17 protein-coding genes and 3 pseudogenes are annotated in these 19,399 nt (G+C 69.3%); 11 read left to right on the top strand and 9 right to left on the bottom strand.

Annotation, left to right across the window (positions count from 1 at the left end; genetic code table 11):
- Positions 1-530 precede the first annotated feature (530 nt).
- Complete coding sequence (locus tag ACWD0A_RS27720; RefSeq protein WP_451302418.1) at positions 531-1,457, bottom strand: universal stress protein; 927 nt, start codon at positions 1,455-1,457, stop codon at positions 531-533.
- A gap of 396 nt (positions 1,458-1,853) precedes the next feature.
- Between ACWD0A_RS27720 and ACWD0A_RS27725 the strand changes: the two genes are divergently transcribed.
- Together ACWD0A_RS27725 and ACWD0A_RS27730 are read left to right on the top strand one after the other, a co-directional pair.
- Positions 1,854-2,183 (top strand): DUF1490 family protein, encoded by a 330-nt coding sequence (locus ACWD0A_RS27725; protein WP_451302420.1) that lies wholly within the window; start codon positions 1,854-1,856, stop codon positions 2,181-2,183.
- 2 nt (positions 2,184-2,185) lie between these two features.
- Complete coding sequence (locus ACWD0A_RS27730; RefSeq protein ID WP_451302422.1) at positions 2,186-4,375, top strand: heavy metal translocating P-type ATPase; 2,190 nt, start codon at positions 2,186-2,188, stop codon at positions 4,373-4,375.
- Positions 4,376-4,593: 218 nt separating this feature from the next.
- Here the strand turns inward: ACWD0A_RS27730 and ACWD0A_RS27735 are convergent.
- Together ACWD0A_RS27735 and ACWD0A_RS27740 are read right to left on the bottom strand one after the other, a co-directional pair.
- Positions 4,594-5,409 (bottom strand): annotated as a pseudogene (locus tag ACWD0A_RS27735) (helix-turn-helix domain-containing protein); the annotation flags it as partial.
- Between the two features lie 43 nt (positions 5,410-5,452).
- Positions 5,453-6,361 (bottom strand): aldo/keto reductase, encoded by a 909-nt coding sequence (locus ACWD0A_RS27740; protein WP_451302424.1) that lies wholly within the window; start codon positions 6,359-6,361, stop codon positions 5,453-5,455.
- A 67-nt stretch (positions 6,362-6,428) separates the two neighbouring features.
- On the opposite strand from ACWD0A_RS27740, the gene ACWD0A_RS27745 reads away from it, so the two are divergent.
- Positions 6,429-7,424, top strand: a complete 996-nt coding sequence (locus ACWD0A_RS27745) for an ArsR/SmtB family transcription factor (protein ID WP_451302426.1) — start codon at positions 6,429-6,431, stop codon at positions 7,422-7,424.
- 187 nt (positions 7,425-7,611) lie between these two features.
- Here ACWD0A_RS27745 and ACWD0A_RS27750 read toward each other — a convergent pair whose 3' ends face one another.
- Positions 7,612-7,905, bottom strand: coding sequence for a hypothetical protein (locus ACWD0A_RS27750; protein WP_451302428.1), 294 nt, complete (start codon positions 7,903-7,905; stop codon positions 7,612-7,614).
- Positions 7,906-8,042: 137 nt separating this feature from the next.
- The gene (locus ACWD0A_RS27755) at positions 8,043-8,585 is read right to left on the bottom strand and encodes a GNAT family N-acetyltransferase (RefSeq protein ID WP_451302430.1); all 543 of its coding nucleotides are present in this window, start codon (positions 8,583-8,585) and stop codon (positions 8,043-8,045) included.
- Between the two features lie 297 nt (positions 8,586-8,882).
- Here ACWD0A_RS27755 and ACWD0A_RS27760 point away from each other — a divergent pair, with 297 nt between their 5' ends.
- The 4 genes from ACWD0A_RS27760 (at position 8,883) to ACWD0A_RS27775 (ending at position 11,814) form a co-directional block, all read left to right on the top strand.
- Complete coding sequence (locus ACWD0A_RS27760; protein ID WP_451302502.1) at positions 8,883-9,497, top strand: maleylpyruvate isomerase N-terminal domain-containing protein; 615 nt, start codon at positions 8,883-8,885, stop codon at positions 9,495-9,497.
- A gap of 26 nt (positions 9,498-9,523) precedes the next feature.
- Entirely contained in the window at positions 9,524-10,177 is a 654-nt protein-coding gene (locus ACWD0A_RS27765; RefSeq protein ID WP_451302432.1) for a M15 family metallopeptidase, read from the top strand.
- A gap of 33 nt (positions 10,178-10,210) precedes the next feature.
- The gene (locus tag ACWD0A_RS27770) at positions 10,211-11,152 is read left to right on the top strand and encodes a MerR family transcriptional regulator (protein ID WP_451302434.1); all 942 of its coding nucleotides are present in this window, start codon (positions 10,211-10,213) and stop codon (positions 11,150-11,152) included.
- A gap of 77 nt (positions 11,153-11,229) precedes the next feature.
- Positions 11,230-11,814: a GNAT family N-acetyltransferase gene (locus ACWD0A_RS27775; RefSeq protein ID WP_451302436.1), complete on the top strand. Its 585-nt coding sequence runs from the start codon at positions 11,230-11,232 to the stop codon at positions 11,812-11,814.
- Between the two features lie 425 nt (positions 11,815-12,239).
- On the opposite strand, the gene ACWD0A_RS27780 is transcribed toward ACWD0A_RS27775, so the two are convergent.
- From ACWD0A_RS27780 to ACWD0A_RS27790, 3 genes and pseudogenes are all read right to left on the bottom strand, one after another.
- Complete coding sequence (locus ACWD0A_RS27780) at positions 12,240-12,395, bottom strand: hypothetical protein (RefSeq protein ID WP_451302438.1); 156 nt, start codon at positions 12,393-12,395, stop codon at positions 12,240-12,242.
- A 361-nt stretch (positions 12,396-12,756) separates the two neighbouring features.
- Positions 12,757-13,506 (bottom strand): MASE1 domain-containing protein, encoded by a 750-nt coding sequence (locus ACWD0A_RS27785; protein ID WP_451302440.1) that lies wholly within the window; start codon positions 13,504-13,506, stop codon positions 12,757-12,759.
- Between the two features lie 297 nt (positions 13,507-13,803).
- Positions 13,804-14,013: pseudogene (locus ACWD0A_RS27790) on the bottom strand (transposase); the annotation flags it as partial.
- Positions 14,014-14,324: 311 nt separating this feature from the next.
- On the opposite strand from ACWD0A_RS27790, the gene ACWD0A_RS27795 reads away from it, so the two are divergent.
- The 3 genes and pseudogenes from ACWD0A_RS27795 to ACWD0A_RS27805 form a co-directional block, all read left to right on the top strand.
- Complete coding sequence (locus tag ACWD0A_RS27795) at positions 14,325-15,233, top strand: RNA polymerase sigma factor SigF (protein ID WP_451302442.1); 909 nt, start codon at positions 14,325-14,327, stop codon at positions 15,231-15,233.
- A gap of 454 nt (positions 15,234-15,687) precedes the next feature.
- Entirely contained in the window at positions 15,688-17,655 is a 1,968-nt protein-coding gene (locus tag ACWD0A_RS27800; protein WP_451302444.1) for a hypothetical protein, read from the top strand.
- A gap of 150 nt (positions 17,656-17,805) precedes the next feature.
- A pseudogene (locus ACWD0A_RS27805) lies at positions 17,806-18,393 on the top strand (Tn3 family transposase); the annotation flags it as partial.
- A 424-nt stretch (positions 18,394-18,817) separates the two neighbouring features.
- Here ACWD0A_RS27805 and ACWD0A_RS27810 read toward each other — a convergent pair.
- Positions 18,818-19,006, bottom strand: a complete 189-nt coding sequence (locus tag ACWD0A_RS27810) for a hypothetical protein (RefSeq protein ID WP_451302446.1) — start codon at positions 19,004-19,006, stop codon at positions 18,818-18,820.
- 84 nt (positions 19,007-19,090) lie between these two features.
- On the opposite strand from ACWD0A_RS27810, the gene ACWD0A_RS27815 reads away from it, so the two are divergent.
- Positions 19,091-19,300, top strand: coding sequence for a hypothetical protein (locus ACWD0A_RS27815; RefSeq protein WP_451302448.1), 210 nt, complete (start codon positions 19,091-19,093; stop codon positions 19,298-19,300).
- Positions 19,301-19,399: the final 99 nt, after the last annotated feature.

The following is a 19,399-nucleotide window of genomic DNA, read 5'->3' on the forward strand; positions in this document are numbered from 1 at the left end:
ACGGCCTCATCGCGCGGCGTTGTCCCAGAGGGCTTGATTTCGGACTGGGCTTTGGCCTCAGCGTGACGGGCCGCGTGCGCCGGTGCGAACGGCGCGGCGGGTGCCAAGAACGGGAGAGCGAGCAGGAGGGCAGCGAGGACCGCGAGCATGGTCCGGGCCGTCGCACCTCGGAACATTCGCCCCCTCCAGGCAGTTCACACTTCTTACGCGTGCCAACGATTGGTCAATGACTGGTCAAGAAACACGTTAACTGGGCGGAGTTGTTTGCTGGGTTAACGCAACGTTTCCTGCTGGAGAGAGCCCGAAAATGGCGGCCAGGTTGGCCTGAACTGGCTCTTGATCTGGGAGTATCGGCACGGTATGAGATGCTCCGTTTCCCGTCACCGCCCCCACCGGGCTGTACACCCGCACACCCTCCAGTCCGGTCGGCTGACGTATCCGGGGCCCTCCCGGCCGCCGCTGGCCGGCGGAAGTGGCTCGCCCGAGGGCTCGCTGGTCTGCCGGGCGCTTCCGCCGTGGCCTGGGCTGCTTCAGGATGCGGCTCCGCGTTGCGGCACCACAGCGACAGGGCAGTCGGCATGCTGGAGCGCGGCGTGCGCCACACGACCGAGGGGCAGTGCGAGAGGCGGGTGGCGTCGAGGGGCTCCGAGGACGAGCAGGTCGGCCGTGGCCGAGTGCGTGAGCAGGACGTGGTGGGCCGGGCCCTCGGCGGTGACGCGGTGCACCAGTACGTGAGGGTGTTCGTGCTCTGCGGCGCGCAGGGCGTCGTCGAGCAGAGCCAATATCTGATCCTCGTAGTGGTGGGCGGGATCGCCGACGAGCAGCGGATGCGCCAGGGGTTTGTGGGCGGAGCGTCGCCAGGCGCGTACGGCGTCCAGCGCGCAGCGCCGTGCTTCGGCCTCGCGGAACGCGAACCGTATCGCCGCCGTGCTGGTTGCGGCATCGCCCACGCCGAGCACGATGCGGCCATTGGCTCCTTGCCGGTTGTGCGGGGTGCCACGTACCACGACCACCGGGCTGGAGGCATGTGTCGCCAGGGAGCGGCTGACCGAGCCCAGCAGCGCACCCGTGATCGGTCCTCTGCCCCGGCACCCGGTCACGACGGCGGCGGCGCGGCGTGCCTCCCGCAACAGGGCTGTCTCGGCGTCGTCAGGAATGATGTCGACCGTGATCTTGACGTCCGGGTTACGCTGCCGGGCCCGTTCGGCAGCGCGGCCGACGATGTCCTGTGCGAGGGCGTGCTCGGCGGGGACCTCGTCGGAGTCAGGGAAGACGGGGCCTTCGTAGCGTTCCCACAGGGAGGCGTGCACGATGCGCAGCTCTAGGCCGTGCAGGGCCGCCTCGTCCGTGGCCCAGTCTGCCGCCCAGAGGCCGGCCTCTGATCCGTCCAAGCCCACGACCAGGGGCAGCGTCATCGATCCCAGCGCCTTCGGCACGCGCCAGGATGTTGCCTTCATTCTCCCGCGCCTTCAGAACCCTGGCAGGGATCCTGAAAGCACGGCCGCTGATACGGGTTCGCGCACCGAGGAAGGCCGTCTCGCGCATCGCTCACGCGCGGTCCACGATGTCGTGGCCGGCGATCGACTTGTACGTGTCCGAAGGCACCGAGGCATGCCGAGACGAAGGCGTACCGATGGCCTTACGAGGACACACCCTGCCCTCTGCGGCTCACCCGCGCGCCCGAACCTGCTGCTGCCGGACCGTCTCCCAGAGGGTGGCAGGCATGTATCTCGCATCGCAGCGCCATCGGGCATGCGCCAGCAGCATCCGGCGGCGTTGGTTGCCAGTTACTTGTCCAGAGGTTCACAATTGATAAAGGTTGGGCTGGGGGCGCACTCGTAGAAGGAGCGCTCATGCATCCCGCTGCTCTGGTCGGTTCTGCCGCAGGTCGTGTGGCTCACTTCGCCGTCTCCGGCGTGGTCGGTGGACTGATTTTCCGTGGCGCGGCCAAAGCGGCGCCGACGGTGAAGCCTGTTGCTCGCAGGGCGCTGGTGGGTGGCATTGCTGGAGGGATCGTGGCGAGCCGGTGGCTCGGCTCCGCCGCCGAGGAAGCTCGGCTCAAGGCGGGGGACATGCTGGCTGAGGCCAGGTCCACCCTGGGGGAGGAAGCGCCGCCGCCGTCCGCGGTCGATGTGGAAGGCCACACCCACGACCACGAGCACGAGCACGAGCACGAGCACTGATCATGGCCGGAATCGTCGTCCGCTCCGTCGCCGCGGGCCGTGTGCGCCTCACCGTGCCGTGGCTTCAGGCCCGGCCCGGCTGCGCAGGACTGGTCGACGAGAGGCTCGCGGATGTCCGGGGGTTTCGTGCGCTGCGGATCTTTCCGCGTACCGGGAGTGTGGTGGTCTGGGTGGCGCCAGACCACCTGGACGTGGACGGGCTCGTAGCGGCTCTCCAAGAGGCGCCACTCCCGTCTGCCGTGCCCAAAGCAAGCCGCGCCACCCCCGACTCCTCCACGGGCGAGGTCGCCCGGCTGGTCGTCGGCGGCGCCGTACTCGCCGTCGTGGCCGTACACCGACTGCTGCTGCGTCGCCCGCCCTGGTCGTCCGGCGCCCCTCTCGGCTTCCTGCGCGTCGCCACGGTCTTCAGCGGCCTGCCCTTCTTCCGCGGGGCAGTGCATACCGTCCTGGGCCGCCGATATCCCGGGACGGACACGTTGGTCACCGCCGCGACGCTGATCTCGCTGGTGCTGCGCGAGAACGTGGTGGCGCTGACCGTGCTCTGGCTGCTGAACATCGGCGAGTTCCTGCAGACCCTCACCCTCCGCCGTACCCGCCGCGCCATCGAGGAGCTCCTGAGCGTCGGTGAGGAGCGGGTGTGGCTCGTACGGGACGGTGTGGAGATCGAGGTGGCCCTGGAGACCGTGGAACCGGGCGACCTCGTCGCCGTCTACGAGCATCACAGGATCCCGGTCGACGGCACCGCCGCCGCAGGCGCGGCACTGGTGGACCAGGCGGCGATCACTGGTGAAGCCCTTCCGGTCTACGTGCAGGAAGGCGGCGAGGTCTACGCCGGCACCATCGTCACCAACGGCTCCCTCACCATCCGCGCGACCGCCGTCGGCCGTGACACCACGGTCGGCCGCATCATCGGCCGGGTGGAGGAGGCGCAGGCCGACCGGGCGCCGATCCAGACCGTGGCCACACGTTTCACCCGCCGCTTCGTTCCCGTCTCCTTTGCGCTGGCAGCAGGCACGTATGCGCTGACCCGTGACCCCAGGCGCGCCATGACCATGCTGCTGATCGCCTGCCCGTGCGCAGCCGGTCTGGCCACCCCGACAGCGATCAGCGCGGCCATCGGCAACGGCGCCCGCCACGGCACCCTCATCAAGGGCGGCACCCATCTGGAAGGCGTCGGACGCGTGACCGCCGTGGTCTTCGACAAGACCGGCACCCTCACTCTCGGCCGTCCGCTGGTCACCAGCGTGGTCACCTTCCACGAGCACTTCACGGCCGACGAGGTGCTGAGCCTGGCCGCCTCGGGCGAGCTCCACGCTCGGCATCCGCTCGCCGAAGCCATCGTGCGCCGCACCGAGGAACAGCACCTGCACGTGCCCATCCACCAGGCGTGCGAGGTCGTCCTCGGCATGGGAATGCGCGCCGAACTGGACGGCAGCCGCCTCCTCGTCGGCAGCCCCGCCCTTCTGCGCCAGCACGGCATGGAGCTGCCCGACACGGCACAGCACTGGACGGAACACCTACGCGCCCAGGGTGAGACGGTCATCTGCCTGGCCCATGACGAAGATCTGATCGGCATGCTCGGACTCTCCGACGCCGTACGCGGCGGAGCCGAGACCATTGTCCGGCAACTCCAGGACCTGGGGGTCCAGCGCCTCATCCTGATGACCGGCGACTCCCCGGAGACGGCGCAGGCGGTCGCCGACGCCCTCGGCATCACCGAGGTGCATTCCCACGCCCTGCCCGAGGGCAAGCTCCAGCTGATCCGCGATCTGCAGGACGAGGGCCACCTCGTGGCCATGGTCGGGGACGGGACCAACGACGCCCCCGCCCTCGCCCTGGCGGATGTCGGCATCGCGATGGGCGCACATTCCTCGCACGTGGCGCTGGAGACCGCGGACATCGCGCTGGCGGGCAACGACCTCCAACAGGTCGCCGCTGTCGTCGAACTCAGCCGTCACACGCTCCGCGTCGTGCGGCAGAACTACGGTCTCGCCATCGGCGTCAACCTCATCGGCCTGGGCGCCGGAGCGGGAGGCTCGATCAACCCGGTGGTGGCCGCCCTGCTGCACAACACGAGCAGCATCGCGGTGGTCGGCAACTCGGCCCGGCTGGTCAACCACACCCCGCGCCTGCCGGGCGAACGAGGTCCGGCGCTGCACGCTGCGCCTCTCGAAGATCGCAGGGTGATTTGACCGGGCAGTCCAGACAGGCGTCGGCAAACCGGGCCTGGCCCGTGGCGCCTGTTCCCGGGGCGAGCGTTGGGCCCCAGCAGCGTGGTGCGGCTCACCAGGCGCGGTCGGCGGTCGGCGTCAAAGCGTTCAAGGACGAGCAGTTGAGGCCGGGCCACGGCGCCGATCAGGGCCTCGGTCGTTTCGCGGCGGCGGACCTTGCACCAGGCCCGGATGCGCCTGTCACGGCCGTGGACGACGACCTGGGCGGGCATGTGGTCCCCGGCCTGTCGGCGGGCCGCGTCGATCACCTGCCTCTGGGTGCGGTGCGGTTCACGGACCTGACGGCAGCCCTCCTTGTGGCCCGGCCGCGCTATGCGCGGGACCGGGCTGGCGCCCGGCGGAGGTGTGCAAGAAGGGGGCGAGGGTGGGGTGGCAGCGGCAGCGGGCCTGGATGGAGGTCTTCTCGTCCGCGCCGACGATGTATTCGTCGGCGCCGAGCGGTACCGCACCCCAGCTGCGGGCGTTACCGGTCCAGGACACGGGCTGCCTTGGGGCGAAAGCCGACGTCGGTGATGAAGATCCAGGAGTGGTGTCGCCAGGAGCTTGATCGCGTCCTGGTCCAGCCAGCGGCGCACGGTGGACGCCGAGAGGGCCGGTGCGACCCGGCGGGGCGGCGGCCTCGCACGCCAGTTCCGGGCACGACCAGCGTGGCAGCGGCGTGCCTCTCTCGGCGGGAAGCTGACACGCCAGGGCCTTGACTTGAGCGGCCTGTAGCGCGGTGAGGCGGCGGGCCGCCCCGGACGCTTGCGGTCGACCAAGCCGGGCAAGCCCAGGTCGGCGAACCGGCCCCGCCAAGGGCGCGCCGTGTCCACGTGTACTCCCACCTCGGCAGCGATCCGCGCGTTGGGCCTGCCCCGCGCGGCCAGGAGCACGATCCGTGACCGGATCCTGGTCTGGTGCGGAGTCTTGTGACCGTTGGCCGCCTTCTTCAACCATTGCCGCTCGGCGGTGGTCAGGACTATGGGGCGGGCGGCAGGAACAGGCAAGGCAGACAAGCCGATCAGCAGAAGTGGATCACGTCCTTCATGGGGGTCTTGTTCATGCTGTTTCGGGGTGGAGGCCGTCCAGGGCGGTGAGTTCGTCCTCGGAAAGGCGCAGAGAGGCGGCGGCCACGTTCTGGGCGAGGTGGTCGGGGTCGCCGGTGCCCGGGATGGCCAGGACGTGGGGGCCCTGGTGCAGGGTCCACGCCAGCCGGATCTGGGCTGCGCTCACCCCGCGGGCGCGGGCGATGGTGTGCACCTCCATGCTGTCGTCGGTGGTCGCGCCGCCTTCGCGTCCGGTGCCGGCGATCGAGTAGAACGGCACGAACGCGATGTGTTGTTCACCGCAGATGTGCAGGAACTCCTTCTGCTCGGGCGATGCGCCGATGCCGTACATGTTCTGGACGCAGACCACTGGCGCGATGGTCTGGGCCTCGACGAGGTGGTGGGGGCGGACGTTGGACAGGCCCAGATGACGGATGAGTCCGGCCTCGCGCAGTTCGGCGAGTGCGCCGAAGCGTTCGGCGATGGAATCGGTGCCGACGATGCGCAGGTTCACCACGTCGAGGTGGTCGCGGCCGAGCTGGCGCAGGTTCTCCTCGATTTGGCCGCGCAGTTGCTTGGGGTCGGCGTGCGGCAGCCACTGGCCCGACGGATCGCGGCCGGGTCCGACCTTGGTGGTGATGACGAGGTCGTCCGGGTAGGGGGCCAGTGCACTGTTGATCAGCTCGTTGGCGGAGAGCAGCGGCGAGAAGTAGAAGGCGGCGGTGTCGATGTGGTTCACGCCGAGCTCGACCGCGCGGCGCAGCACACCGATCGCCTGGTCGCGGTCGCGTGGGACGGCATCGGCTGCGAACGCCTCGCCGTGCTGGGGCAGGCGCATCGCGCCGAAACCGATCCGGTTGACCATCAGGTCGCCGAGATTGAAGGTGCCCGACGCCGCTGCGGTGGTGATCTGTGAGGTCATGGCGGGATGATCTCCGCACGGTAGGCTGGCACGCCACTGATTCAGATATGCCTGAATCCATTGGGGAGTGGTCGTCCTGGCAGAGTTGGCGTTCTCGGTGAGCGATCTGGCGCAGGTGCGGTTCGCCGTCTCACCGATGTGGGAGGTCGCGCCCAGCTTCCGGCTGCTGAGGTCCACCGCCGCGCATCCGGTCCACCGGTCCTGGGCCGATCAGGTGCGGCCCCGCGTGATGGCAGCCGGGCTCGACCGGGGCTGGCTTGCCGAGCTCATCCCGCCCAACGGATACGTCCCCGACTTCCTCAACCCGGCCCCCGCCGGACCGGCCCCCACACCGGAGGCAGAGCGGGATGCGATTCGGGCCTCGCCCGCCGACCGGGTACGCCAGGACCTCGACCACCTGGCCCGCCACCAGGGAAATCTCGGCCCCCGGCTGCGAACCCTGCACGCCGACCCACAGACCCGCCTGGCCAAGGTCACAGAAGAGATCGAAACGTACTGGGAGCTGGCACTCGCCCCCTACTGGGCACGGATCCAGGCAGTACTGGACGCAGACATCTTCTACCGGGCCCGCATGGTCGCCGAGCACGGCGCCGGCCGCCTCTTCAACGACCTGCACACCTCGGTGAGCTGGGACGACAACGCACTGCGGATGGCCCGCCGAAAGCAGCCGCTGACCCGCGAAACGGCAGGCACCGGACTGCTACTGATCCCCTCGGCCTTCACCGGACCGGGACTGCGCACCCGGACCACGCTGCCGGACCCACCCCAACTTGCCTATCCGGCACGGGGCGTCGGCTCGATGTGGAAGGCGCGGCGCGTCACCCGGACCGACACCCTCGCCGCAGTACTCGGCCGCTCGCGGACCCTGCTGCTGACCGAACTGGAGACCCCAGCCTCCACCACACAGTTGGCCCACCGCACCGGGCTCTCCCCAGCCGGGGTATCTCAATACCTCACCGCACTACGCAACGCGGGCCTGGTCAGCGCCCACCGCGCCGGCCGCTCCGTCCTCTACGCCCGCACCACCGCGGCCGAAACTCTCCTCAATGCCGCCTCCGCCTGAGACGACTCACCCCACCCCGAACGATTTCCGGAGCCGACCACTTCAGGATTTGTCCGGTCGATCATGTCCGTGAGCCAGATGGTGACGGCTGCGGCGGTTGCGGTGCCGATTAGACGTAGCGGCGCTTCAGGCGCGAGGACATCGCAAGGCCACGGCGGGGGCTGTGCCCGGTGAAGTGGATCTCCGGTCAGCCGGCGGCGGGCGTCGTGCCTTCGCCGAACGGCGGCACGTCGTCTGGAGTGACGTCCAGGCGCATGCGCACGTAGCGCAGGGGGTGGCGCCAGGCGCCGCGGTCGATGGCGGTGTCGGCACTCACCTCCGCGACGACGATGGGGACGACGAGGATCGGGTCGAGGATCTCGCGGCTGCCCCAGGTGACGCTGAACCGCACCCCGGTCCACGGATGCCCGGGGCCGGAGGCGGTGAGGTGGTCGGCGAGCTGCCGGGCGGCGTCGGGCCGCAGCGGCGTGGTGCGGCCCACCGGACGCAGCCGGTGGTCGGTGTCGTAGCGTCCGAGGACGAGGAGTTGCGGCCGGGCCAGGCTGCCGGTGACCGCGCCGATGACGGCCTCGGCGTCTCGCGCGGCGGACCTTGAACCCCGGTGTGCGACCGCCTAGCTCACGGCGTGGCTGAGGGCCACACGCCGAACCACTGCTCGGCGCCGTACTCCTCGAACCGCTCCACTTCGGTGAACCCCAGCTTCGCCGCGAGGCGCATCGCGCGGTCGTTGGCGGTTTGGGTACAGAGGACCACCGGCTCGCTGGGGAGGACGTCAGCGAACCACTTGAGTGCCGCTGCGCATGCCTCAGCGGCGTACCCGCGTCCCCACGCTTCCGGCAGGAACATGTAGCCGAGCTCGGCCTCTCCGGCATCCGGACGGACGTGACCCGGACGCTCTGCGTCGCGCCGATCGAGCGTGATCATGCCGATCATCGCTCCGTCGAGATCGATCACGAAAAGGCCAGGGCGCCGCCCGGGCACCTCAGGCACCGCGCGTTCGAGCTCGTCACGCGGTCGAGGGCCACCGATGTAGGTGCCCACCTCTGGCGATGCGAACAGCTCGATGAACGCCGCACGGTCCCGGGCCTCGGACTCGCGGAGCACGAGCCGTTCGGTCCTTATCGGGGCAGGTGGCCAGGCGACGGGGCCGAGTCCAGTCATGGCGGGCAACCTATCGCACGCCCGTGAGAGTGATCCGAAAGAGAAGGCCCAGCAGATCGCGGGGGGTGGGTATCTCCTCTCACGGCGAGTGCCATGAGGAATGGGCGGACAGCGAGGCGTCAACATTCGCTAGGTCGCCGATGACGCAGTGAGCGGGTGTCGCGCCCAGCAACTGCTCAACCTGCTGTCGACGGTGGCTTCCGTCTGCGCCTGTCCTGGTCGGGTAGCTTGATCGACATGGATCAGGGGCGGGTAGTTGAAGCGTTTCGTTGCGAGGCCGGACGGCTCGCTCGGGCGATGAGCGGGGTCTCGCAGGCTGAGTGGTCTCTCCCGACACGGTGTGCGCCGTGGACGGTAAGGGAGTTGTTGGCGCACGTGATCGCCTGGCTGCCCGGCATGCTGGCCGCACCGGCGCCGATCCACGCCGAGGTGTCTGCAGTGGAGTACTACCGGCCTGATGAGCGTTTCGCCCCGGAGACCAACGCGGCCCGGATAGCACTGGCTCAGGATCATGCAGCCGAAAAGCTCACCGGGGCCGCGCTCGCCCAGGCATTCGACGCCACCTGGCAGGAGGTGGACCGTCTGTGCCGTGTCGTGCCGGATGGGCGTGTGGTGCGTACCCGGCACGGCGATCCGATGCTCCTGTCGGAGTTCCTGTTGACGCGGGTGGTAGAGGTTGCCGTGCACGGCCTGGACCTGGCCGACGCCCTGAGGCGCGAGCCGTGGACAACCCCGCAGGCCGCGGACGTGGTGCAGGATCTTTTGCTCGGTCAGGACAGTGCGGCAGCCGTGGAGAAGCTGGGCTGGAGCCAGCTTCGCTTCCTGCGCAAGGCGACGGGACGTGACCCGATCACCAGAGAGGAAGCGGCGGAAGTCGACCGCCTGGGTACCCGTTGGCTGACGTTGGGCTGAGCCTGGCCTTGCGACATGATCAGTGCATGACCGAGATCGTGCTGATGTCAGATCCGAGGATCGCGGCGATCCCTGTGGTCGAGTGCGGTGAAAAGCTCCGCGATGTCCGGCTGCAGGAGTCTGTCGCCGTCGACCTACGCAAGGAGGACCGATCGGGGGCCTTCGCGCACCTGCGGGATGGCGTCCTGGCCCGTCTTCTGGAGGCCCAGAAGTTGCTCCCGGATGGCATCCGTCTGCTGTTCATCGAGGGGTACCGGCCGCCCGCGCTGCAGCGTTTCTACTTCGAGCGTTACGCCGACGAACTGCGGGCCGGCAATCCGGCCTGGTCGGCGGCCCAGGTGCGCGGCGCCGCGAGCCGCTACGTGTCGCCGCCCGAGATAGCTCCTCACAGTGCCGGCGCGGCGGTCGACCTCACGCTCATGTCCGCCGATGGGCGGGAACTCGACATGGGGACGCGGGTGAACGCCAGTCCGGAGGAGAGCGACGGCACCTGCTATACGGACGCCCGCAACGTCGCGCCTGGGGCACGCGACAACCGGCGGATGCTCGGAGATGCTCTGACTGCTGCGGGTTTGGTCAACTATCCGACGGAGTGGTGGCACTGGTCGTACGGCGACCGGTACTGGGCTCATGCCACTGGCGCGGAGCACGCGATCTACGGGCCGCGAGAGCGGGCTTGAGTCTCCCGTAACGGGAGACGTGAAGGTGAGGTCATGGACGACGGCACCCACTACTCAATCGGTGAACTGGCTCGACGCACGGGCCTGACGGTCAAGACCATCCGCTTCTATTCCGACCGCGGGATCGTGGTGCCGGCCGACCGCACCCCCGCCGGCTATCGCCGCTACTGTCCTGACGCCGTCGCCCGACTGACCCTGGTGCGGACGCTGCGCGAACTCGGACTCGGCCTCGACGTGATTCGGCAGGTCGTGGAGCGAGAGCTGACGCTCGGCGACGTCGCAGAGCAGCACGCAGCCGCGCTGGAAGTACAGATCGCCACCCTGCGGCTGCAGCGGGCGGTGCTGGTGGCCGTGGCCAGGCGCAGACCCACCTGTGAGGAGATGGAACGCATGCACCAGTTGGCCCAGCTCTCCCAAGCCGAACGTCGACGACTGATCGATTGCTTTCTCGACACCGTCTTCGAGGGGCTGGACGGCGGTCCAGGCTGGCACGCCGCGGCCCGGCGCTCCATGACACCGGAACTACCCGAAAACCCCACAGACGCACAGGTCGAGGCATGGGTGCAGCTGGCGGAACTGGCGCTGGACCCGGACTTCCGCGACCGTGTGCGGGGAGCGACCGAGACGTACGCGGCAGACCTCTCCGAGAGCGGATCCACACCACCGCGCCCGGGTGTCGTCGCCGTCGTCCGTGACCTCGCCGCAGCCGCCGTCGAGTCGGGGATCACCCCGGAAGCGCCCCAGGCCGACCCTGTCGTCAGGGAACTCACCGCCGGCTGTGCGCGCACCCTCGGCCGCCCCGGCGACACCGAACCCCACCTATGGCTACTGCCGCGTTTGGAGGCCGCGAACGATCCGCGCCGAGACCGGTACTTCCACCTGCTCGCAGTCATCAACGACTGGCCGGCCCCGGAGCCTCTGACACCGGCACTCGACTGGTCCGTCACGGCGTTGCGCTCACGGGCAGCACGATGACACGACACCTTCACCAGACAGGAGTCCGGCACCGATCGGCCCCGGACACCGCCGCAGCCGCCACGTACGCTCCGCCCATGGACAAGATCACCACCCCGCTGGAGGCAGCCGCCACGCCCTCGGCGCCCGCTCTCCTACTGCGCCAGTGGAACCTCACGGACGCTGCCGACCTGGTTGACCTGTACCAGGACAGCGCCCTGCGCCGCTGGACAAGTGCGGCCCTCGACGACGAGGCGGGCGCCATGCGATGGGTGCGGGATCAGCAGAAGGGATGGCAGGCCGGCAACCGCTTCTCATTCGCCGTTATGGAGAGCGAAACTCCGGGTCGGTCTGAGGAGTTGGTGGGCCACGTGGTGCTCAAGCGTGCTGCTCCTGGTGCTCCGTCGGCCGAGGTCGGTTACTGGACGGCGGCACACGCCCGGGGCCGGGGAGTGGCGCCCAGGGCGCTGCAGGCGTTGACGGAGTGGGCCATTACCGCCTTCGCAGGAGAGGGGCTGGAGCGACTTGAACTCCTGCACCAGGTGGACAACGCCGCGTCCTGCCGCGTCGCACAGAAGTGCCGGTACGAACTGACCACGCTCCTGCCCGCAGCACCGCCTGCGTTTCCTCTCGAAGGCCACCGCCACACATGGGTGCGCAGTTTCCCGGCCATAGAAAGTTGACGTCGACTCCAACACCATCCAGGAGCCGAAGACTGCCCGGCACACCGACCGGTCCGCCGCGGCCGTGGTGCCGCGCTGCTGATCACTCTGAGGTGAGGCGGCTGTGAGGGATAGCAGGAATGCCCAGGTCCACAGGGGGCAGCTGCTGCGAACGGTGGACCTGGGACCGCTTGGAACGCAGGAACGTCAGGGTCAGCTCGATGCCTTCGACTTCGCCCTTCCTACCCTGGGCGAGAGCGTGCTCGCGGCGGGCGACCAGGTCGTTCCAGCTCGTCCAGCCGCGGCAGCATCGTCGGGTTGACCGAGAGCACCATCAAGCCGCCCTCGATCAGACGACCGGCGTGTCAGCTCGGGGTGTTCCGAGGATCGCCGCCGTACGTGTACTCGCTCGCTCATGTCCTGTCTACGGTGGGCATCGGTGGTGGCTAATGTTCGGCGGCGCGGGCGCGCAGGCGGGCCATGATTCCGTTGGCCGGCTCCGCCTCCTCCGTGCGGCGTTCGGATTCGAGCTCGCGGCGCGTGTGCTCGCAGCGGGGGCACAGCCCGCCGTGCTCGGGCCGGTAGCCGTCCTGGCCCGTCATCCCGGTGTCGACGTCTGTGCCGCATGACGGGCACGACCAGGGCCAGGCCGCGTCGAGCCGTTCGCGGCGCTGCTGGTCCTCGAGCGCGCGTGCCCGTTCGCGTTCCGCGCGGCGCTGTTCCTCGCGTGCCTCGTGGTCGGCCTTCGTACGGGTGTTGGTCAGCGCGTCGGTCAGGGGCTGCCACGCGGAGCGGCCGAATCGGGACCCGCTGGGGGCCGCCGATGTCCCGCGCGGTTCTCGCCACCATCTCGGCGAGGCGCTTGCAAGCCTGTTCGATCTCTGCCTGGGTCCCGTTTCGCTCGGTGATGGCTGCGGAGAGCAGGAGCGCGGTCAGCGCGGCGGCGCCGTTGAATGCATGCAGTCAGATCATCTTGGTGAGCAGGGTGTGACCGGCAAATGGGCCTGTCCCGCTGATGGCGGCGAAGATCGCAAAGGTGGACATGGCCAGCGCGCAGGGCGTGGCTCCGGCGCGCTGGAAGCGGAAGGCCGCCCAGGTCAGCAGTGGGAAGGCAAGGAAGATCAGGGGTGCGGGGGCGGTTGCGAGGACACCGACGCCGATGGTGGCCGCCACGAGCAGCGCTCCCTCTCCCCACCGGGATGGTGGTGCGTTCTTCGACCGGCGCGCCGAGCGGAGCACGAGCAGCACTGGCGTGATCAGCAGAACGCCCATTGCGTCGCCGGTCCACCAGGCCCACCATGTGGGCCAGAACCCACCCGCGGGCAGAGCATGAGCAAGGCTCAGGATGCTGCTGCCCACGGTCGCGCTGATGAGCATGCCGGTGGGCGCGCCGAGGAAGACCAGCGCGAGCGCGTCCTGAAGGCGGTTCATCTGGGTGCCGAACCCGGTGCGGCGAAGGAGGGCGTAGGAGCAGAGGGGTACGAGGGTGTTGCCTGTCGTGATCGCAAGGACGGCGGGGATCGATGGCCCGAGTGAGACGTTGACCAGGAAGGCGCCGAGTGCGATCCCAGGCCGGACCCGCGGGCCGATCAAGAGCAGGCTGGCCAGCGCGATGCCCATCGGGGGCCACAGCGGCGTGACTTGGCCGCGTACGACCTGCTGGAGCAGCCCCAGTTTGCCCGAGGCGTAATACAGCACCGTGCGGCACTCCATCCCGACCTGGAGCCTCGAGGCGGCGTACGACCCACGCGACCCCGGCCGCGTACTTCCGCTGCAGCCGCGGGACCGGCGGATCCGGGACGCCATCCTGGTTGTCTTCACCCTCGGCATCGGCCTCCTCTTCACCGGCGGGGCCGGGCGGTGGTCGGCGCCTTCCTCGGCAAGTTCGACAGCCTGACCTGAGACGCGGCCACATGAGGCGCATCGACCTCAGTCGTGTCTTCAAGGGAACAGCGGGCCAGTTAGCCCGTGGCCGCCGCCAGGGACCTCGCACACGTCCGGGCGGGTGGCCTACTGATCGTTTGAGAATGAGGTTCGCAGGCGCCGGAGGCATATGAGGCTGCAGGCCAGTTCGAGCAGGCCTGATGGAAATCGACGCGTCGTTCGTATCGGATGCGGAGCCGTTTGAACTGATGCAGCCAGGCAAAGGCGCGCTCGACCACCCAAGCGCACCTTGCCCAGTCGGGAACCGCGGGCGACACCACGCCGCGCGATGAACGGCGCATTCTGCACCGTGCAGGCCAGCCGCAGCGGCGGGCCAGGTGAGGGCAACGGCAGTGGTGAAGGCGGCGGCGGCCGGAGTGGATCGGAGGAAAACGACGAGCTGTCCGGCCGATCGGCACCCCGGCTGGGGAGTCGACTTCCGATGTCGTATGCCACGTCGTGCCGGTGGTCGCCTGTCGCCCAATGTTCCTCCAACCCGACCGGTCCCGGCCACAAGTCACCCGAAGGGCCGGAACGGGGCGTGTGGGTGGCGGGAGGCCGGGAAGGCGCTGGGACAGCCGACCGTAATCTTCCGGGAAGGTTCTCTCGTGACATCGTCCACGGCCGCCACCCGCCCCAGCTCTCTCGGGACCGCCGTAGCGGAGGTGGCCGCTCAGGCCTACCCGGCACCGGAGGGTCTGCCGTGGGTCGAGGACGGCAGGAAGATCGCACCTCGTGACGCCCGTGAGCTGACCGGGCTGTTCATGCAGCGGCTGCGTGTGCTGGAGGAGGGCACACGTGAATATCAGTACGCCCGTAACACTTTGATCGAGATGAACCTGTCCCTGGTCAAGTACGTGGCCGGCCGGTTCCGCAACCGCGGCGACGGCGAGATGGACGACATCGTCCAGGTAGGGGCCATCGGCCTGATCAAGGCGATCGACCGCTTCGACCTCAGCCGCGAGGTGGCCTTCAGTTCCTTCGCCATCCCCTACATCGTCGGCGAGATCAAGCGGTACTTCCGCGACGCCAGTTGGGCTGTCCACGTTCCGCGCCGGTTGCAGGAACTACGGGTGGAACTTGCCCAGGCCAAGGAACGCCTGGCCACACAGCTCGACCACCAGCCGACCGTCAAAGAGCTGGCCGCGCACCTCGAACTGAGCGAGGATGAGGTCGTCGAAGGACTCGTGGCCTCCAACGGCTACACCGCCGGCTCGCTGGACACACCCAATGCCGACACAGAGGACGCCCCGGCCGCTATGAGCAGCGGCCGCTCCTACGCCGACCTGATCGGCACCAACGACCGGGACATGGAACTCGTCGAGGACTTCCACGCTCTCGCCCCGCTGCTGGCCGAACTGGACGACCGGGAACGTTCCATCGTGGAACTGCGGTTCGGCCAGGAGATGACGCAGGCCCAGATCGGCACCCGACTCGGCCTGTCCCAGATGCATGTTTCTCGCCTGCTGAGCCGCATCCTGTCCAAACTGCGCATCGGCATGCTCACCGAAAACTGACCCAGACCGCTCCAGCCGGTCTCCTCCTTTGCGTGCTTCGCGGCCCACTGCACAGCCGTCAGCGCCCCGCCAAGTTCACGCGAGGCCACCGCACGGCGTATGTGCGCGCCCCACGTGCGGCGTCCTCACGCATGACGCTCCCTTGGTCGCCGGTGTCGCATCCCGACGTCGGCGGGTGTCAGAGTTCGCGGGTGTCGCGGAGTTCGACGTAGGGCTCTTCCTCGAGTGGGTGGCCGGGGTCAATGCCGCGTTGGCGTTCGACGCCTACTTGATCTGTCTGGCGGTGAAACGGCTGCCTGATCATGCGCGGCCGCCGGGATAGAGTGATTCCGAGTAAGGGGGTCCGGGATTGAGCCCACGTGAGGTCGATCGAGAGCAGCCCAGTGGCCGACCGAGGTCCACCTGCACTTCAGAGCCCGCCCGCCCGACCGACTCTGGTGTTTGCGACCGTCAGTTGGTCACCCGGCTGCAGCGGCTGGTCGGCAACCGCAGTGTGGCCGCGCTGATGGCCGGACAGCCGGACCGGATCTTGCCGGTGCAGCGCGACGCCCGGACCCCGGGTGCTGTCGCGGCGATCACAAGCTTCGCGGGGATCGACGATGCGGAGCGGCTGCGGCTGATCAACGTGGTGCTGAACCAGACCTGGGTCGGTCCGAACGACGAGGCCGCCCTGGAGCGGATTTGGGGCAGCCTGGACGCAGCCGGGCTGGTCCGGTTCGCGGACGCCAACCCGCAGCTCTGGGACACCTGCATCCGGCGCGGTGCGCACCTGATCGGGATCCGGCCGTACCGGGACCTGCAGAACCAGTTCCGGGCCGACATCACCGCGCTCGGCCAGCACTACCTACGGGTCAACGAGGACCTGGTGAATCGGGAACTCAGCGCACTCGGCCCGGACCTGGGGCCACCGACCGGGGAGCAGGCCGGGCGGATCGCCGGACTGCAGGCGGCCGCCGCGGCGCTGTCCAACCTGCAGCGGGCGCAGGACGCAGCCCGGCAGGCCCGGGTCGGCTGGCGGATCGGCGACGGCGGTGACGTCGACCCGGACTGGACCGGCCGCCCGGTCAAGTACCAGGTGCCGTTCCAGTCCGGCCAGCCGCCGCAGCTGACCGAGGAACCGGCCGACGTGCCGCACGGCGACATCCTGCTGCACCCCACCGTGCCGTACGCGGACGTGCAGCAGGGCTGGGAGGCGGCCAGCCAGGCGATCGTGCGGCTGACCGCCGTCAACCCGGCACTGTACGGGCTGGTCCGGGCAGGCTCCAGCACCCGCACCGAGGCCTTCGTCACCGACAACGACGCCGGCTCCGCCCGTACCCGGCTGACTGCGCCGCTGCGCCAGGCCCTGGCCGACATCGCCACCACCCGGGGCAACCTTGGCGCTGCCCTGGACCCTCTGGACCTGGAACCACTGATCCGGCAGCTCTACGCCGGGCAGGCATCGGTCGGCGGCACCCGCTGGGCCGGCGGCTTCACCCACCGGGCAGCGGAGTCGGCCGCCGTCGGGCACGCCATCGAACAATCCCTGGCCCGAGCCGCATTGCAGAACGTACAGCAGATCGCGGCCCTGCTCGCGCCGTTCACCAGCGGCGCCTCGCTGCTGGCGCTGCTCGCCGTGGGCGCCACCGCGGCCGGCGTAGAGGCCTATGGCAGCCACCGCGAGGCCCAAGTGCTCGCAGCGGCTGAGGGCGCAGCGGTGAGCCCCGGCACCGAACTGGTCACGCCGGGCAGTGCCGAGCACGCCCGGATGAACGCCGAGGCCGACCTGGTCGCGTTCGGTCTGGCGCTGACGGCTCTCGGCGCCGAGGCATTCGCCGCATGGCGGGCCGGCGCGCAGGCCCGGCGGCTGGCGGCGGAGGAACGCGTCCGGCTGCACCACGGCACCGATCAGACCGGCTACCAAGGAATCGGTCCCCTGGACCGGGGACGGATCGACGTAACGCACGCTGCTGGCGCGCACCAGGATCTCGGCCAAGGCTTCTACCTCACGCTGGAACAGGACACCGGCGCGGTCTACGGGCTGCGACGGGGCGCGCAGCGCGGCGGCGGGATGCAGCACGTGCTCACCTGGGATGTGCCCAAGGCAGACCTCGGCGTGATCGTGGACGTCCGGCGCGGTGGCCCCCACCGGGCGCAGTGGGAGGCGTTCCTGGCTGAACGCCCGCCGTTTCCCGGCAACCGGCCGTTGCCCGGGTTCGAGACGAACCGGGCGCTGCTGGCCCGGGCACCGGAGCAACGCGGCGTGATCTTCGACCGGTTCCTGGAGCGGATCGGGATGCGAAGCAGCGCCGACACGGTATTCGCGCCGCTCGGCGACGATGTGTTCACCGGGATCACTGGCGGGTCGGAGGGCACCCAGGTCTGCATCCGCAGCCAACGGGTGGCGGACCGGCTGAACCAGCAGATCCTGACCGGGCACTGAAACGGCACCGGGGCGGTCAAGTAGGTACCGAACAGCTGCCGACGGCGGCGAGGGCCGCACGGTGCTTGCGGATGGTCGAGGCGGTGCGGCTTCCAGCCGTGCCGTTCACGGTCGCTTTCCATCAGCGCCACCCATCGCGAGGATCACTTCGTGCTGCACGAGATCCTCGGCAACGCCACCGACCTGCCGATCACCGAGCACACCACGGACACGTACGGCGTCACCCTGGTCAACTTCGGCCTGTTCGACCTGGTGGGCAAGCAACTCTCGCCGCGCATCCGCGACCTGGGCGAGATCACCCTCTACCGGATGGGCGCCACGAGCGACTGCGAGGAACGCTTCCCGAAGGCCGGCCCGCTGTTGACGAAGAAGGCCAACCTCGACTTGGTAGCGGCCCACTGGGACGCTCTGCTGTGGCTGGTGGGGTCGCTGAAGGACGGGCACGCCACCGCCTCTCTGATCGTTGGCAAGCTCTCCGCGTCCTCCCGGCAGAACGCTCTCACAGCGGCGCTGAAGGAGTACGGGGCTATTCGGCGCACGATCTACGCGACGAAGTACTTGTCGGACGAGGGCTATAGGCGCAAGATCGCCCGGCAGCTGAACAAGGGCGAGTCCCTCCACTCCCTGCGCCGCCAGCTCCACTACGCCCGCGGGCGCAAGATCGCCCGGCGTCAGCCCGAGCAGCAGAACGAGCAGGCGTGGTGCCTGACCGTCGTGACGAATGTGGTCATCTGCTGGCACACGGAGTACATCGGCCTGGCCATCGACCAGCTGCGCGAAGCCGGACGGGCGACACCATCCGCCTCCGAACCGGTCGGTCCCACGCGCAGCATGCGTGTTCTCTTGGCCGAGGGCCGAGACCGTGTCGCCCGATTCTGGACAGAACCCTGCTCCCCCGGCGAAGCCCCACCGGCGCCGGGCCCGCCGTCGCCGGGGCCGCTCCAGCCTTGGCACCCGCCGAAGTCTTCGACTCCGGTGACAGATCGAGCAAGCAGGGGCCCATGCGAGGCGGGCCGCGGCGTCGCGCAGGGCGTCGATGCTGCGGCGGCGTGGTGGCGAAGAAGATCTGGCGGTGCAGCATCTCGCTGCCTCGGCAACGAGCTGGCGGCGGCCGGGCCGCCCACAGGAGGCCCGGGACGTCGGCTCGCGAGCATCTACCCAGCTACGGCCGGGTGGCGATCAGGGCCTCGGTGTGGATGGTCTCCTCGTAGCAGGCCGACGGGTCGAACTCGAGCAGCGCCCGGCGCAGATCTTCCTCGAACGCCTCCCGCCGCTCCCCGAGATGGGCCGGGGTGGAGTAGGAGTTGCTCAGCTGCACCCCGATCAGCTCCTCCAGGCTGCGCACCACCACCTATCCGTCCTCGACATCCACGAGCCAGGCCGCAAAGGGTTCACCGCCGCCTACTTCCACACCGCCGACGAACTCGCCGAGGAAATGACGGCTGACGGACTGACCGACGCTCAGGTCATCGGAATCGAGGGCCCGTCCTGGAGCACACTGAAAGCCGCCGAGCTCCACACGGGCGAACGACTCGACACGAACGGGCCCCTGTTCACCGCCGCGCTCGAGGCCGCACGCCTCGCAGAAGACCACTACGACCTCCTCGCCTCCTCGTCCCACATGCTGGCCATCGCACGCGCCTGAACGTCTGGTTGCGTAGGTCATCTCCGAGAACGGTTGTTTGCGGCTCCCAGGAACGCTTCACGATCACCGACGTCCGGAATGCCGGCGAGAAATAGGAAC

The organism is Streptomyces sp. NPDC002867 (assembly GCF_053591895.1).

Bases quoted from the DNA above. Each gene is read 5' to 3' on its own strand.
- ACWD0A_RS27720 (WP_451302418.1), bottom strand. From the start codon at position 1,457: ATGAAGGCAACATCCTGGCGCGTGCCGAAGGCGCTGGGATCGATGACG.
- ACWD0A_RS27725 (WP_451302420.1), top strand. From the start codon at position 1,854: ATGCATCCCGCTGCTCTGGTCGGTTCTGCCGCAGGTCGTGTGGCTCAC.
- ACWD0A_RS27730 (WP_451302422.1), top strand. From the start codon at position 2,186: ATGGCCGGAATCGTCGTCCGCTCCGTCGCCGCGGGCCGTGTGCGCCTC.
- ACWD0A_RS27740 (WP_451302424.1), bottom strand. From the start codon at position 6,361: ATGACCTCACAGATCACCACCGCAGCGGCGTCGGGCACCTTCAATCTC.
- ACWD0A_RS27755 (WP_451302430.1), bottom strand. From the start codon at position 8,585: ATGACTGGACTCGGCCCCGTCGCCTGGCCACCTGCCCCGATAAGGACC.
- ACWD0A_RS27760 (WP_451302502.1), top strand. From the start codon at position 8,883: ATGAGCGGGGTCTCGCAGGCTGAGTGGTCTCTCCCGACACGGTGTGCG.
- ACWD0A_RS27765 (WP_451302432.1), top strand. From the start codon at position 9,524: ATGACCGAGATCGTGCTGATGTCAGATCCGAGGATCGCGGCGATCCCT.
- ACWD0A_RS27770 (WP_451302434.1), top strand. From the start codon at position 10,211: ATGGACGACGGCACCCACTACTCAATCGGTGAACTGGCTCGACGCACG.
- ACWD0A_RS27775 (WP_451302436.1), top strand. From the start codon at position 11,230: ATGGACAAGATCACCACCCCGCTGGAGGCAGCCGCCACGCCCTCGGCG.
- ACWD0A_RS27780 (WP_451302438.1), bottom strand. From the start codon at position 12,395: ATGACGGGCCAGGACGGCTACCGGCCCGAGCACGGCGGGCTGTGCCCC.
- ACWD0A_RS27785 (WP_451302440.1), bottom strand. From the start codon at position 13,506: ATGGAGTGCCGCACGGTGCTGTATTACGCCTCGGGCAAACTGGGGCTG.
- ACWD0A_RS27815 (WP_451302448.1), top strand. From the start codon at position 19,091: ATGACGGCTGACGGACTGACCGACGCTCAGGTCATCGGAATCGAGGGC.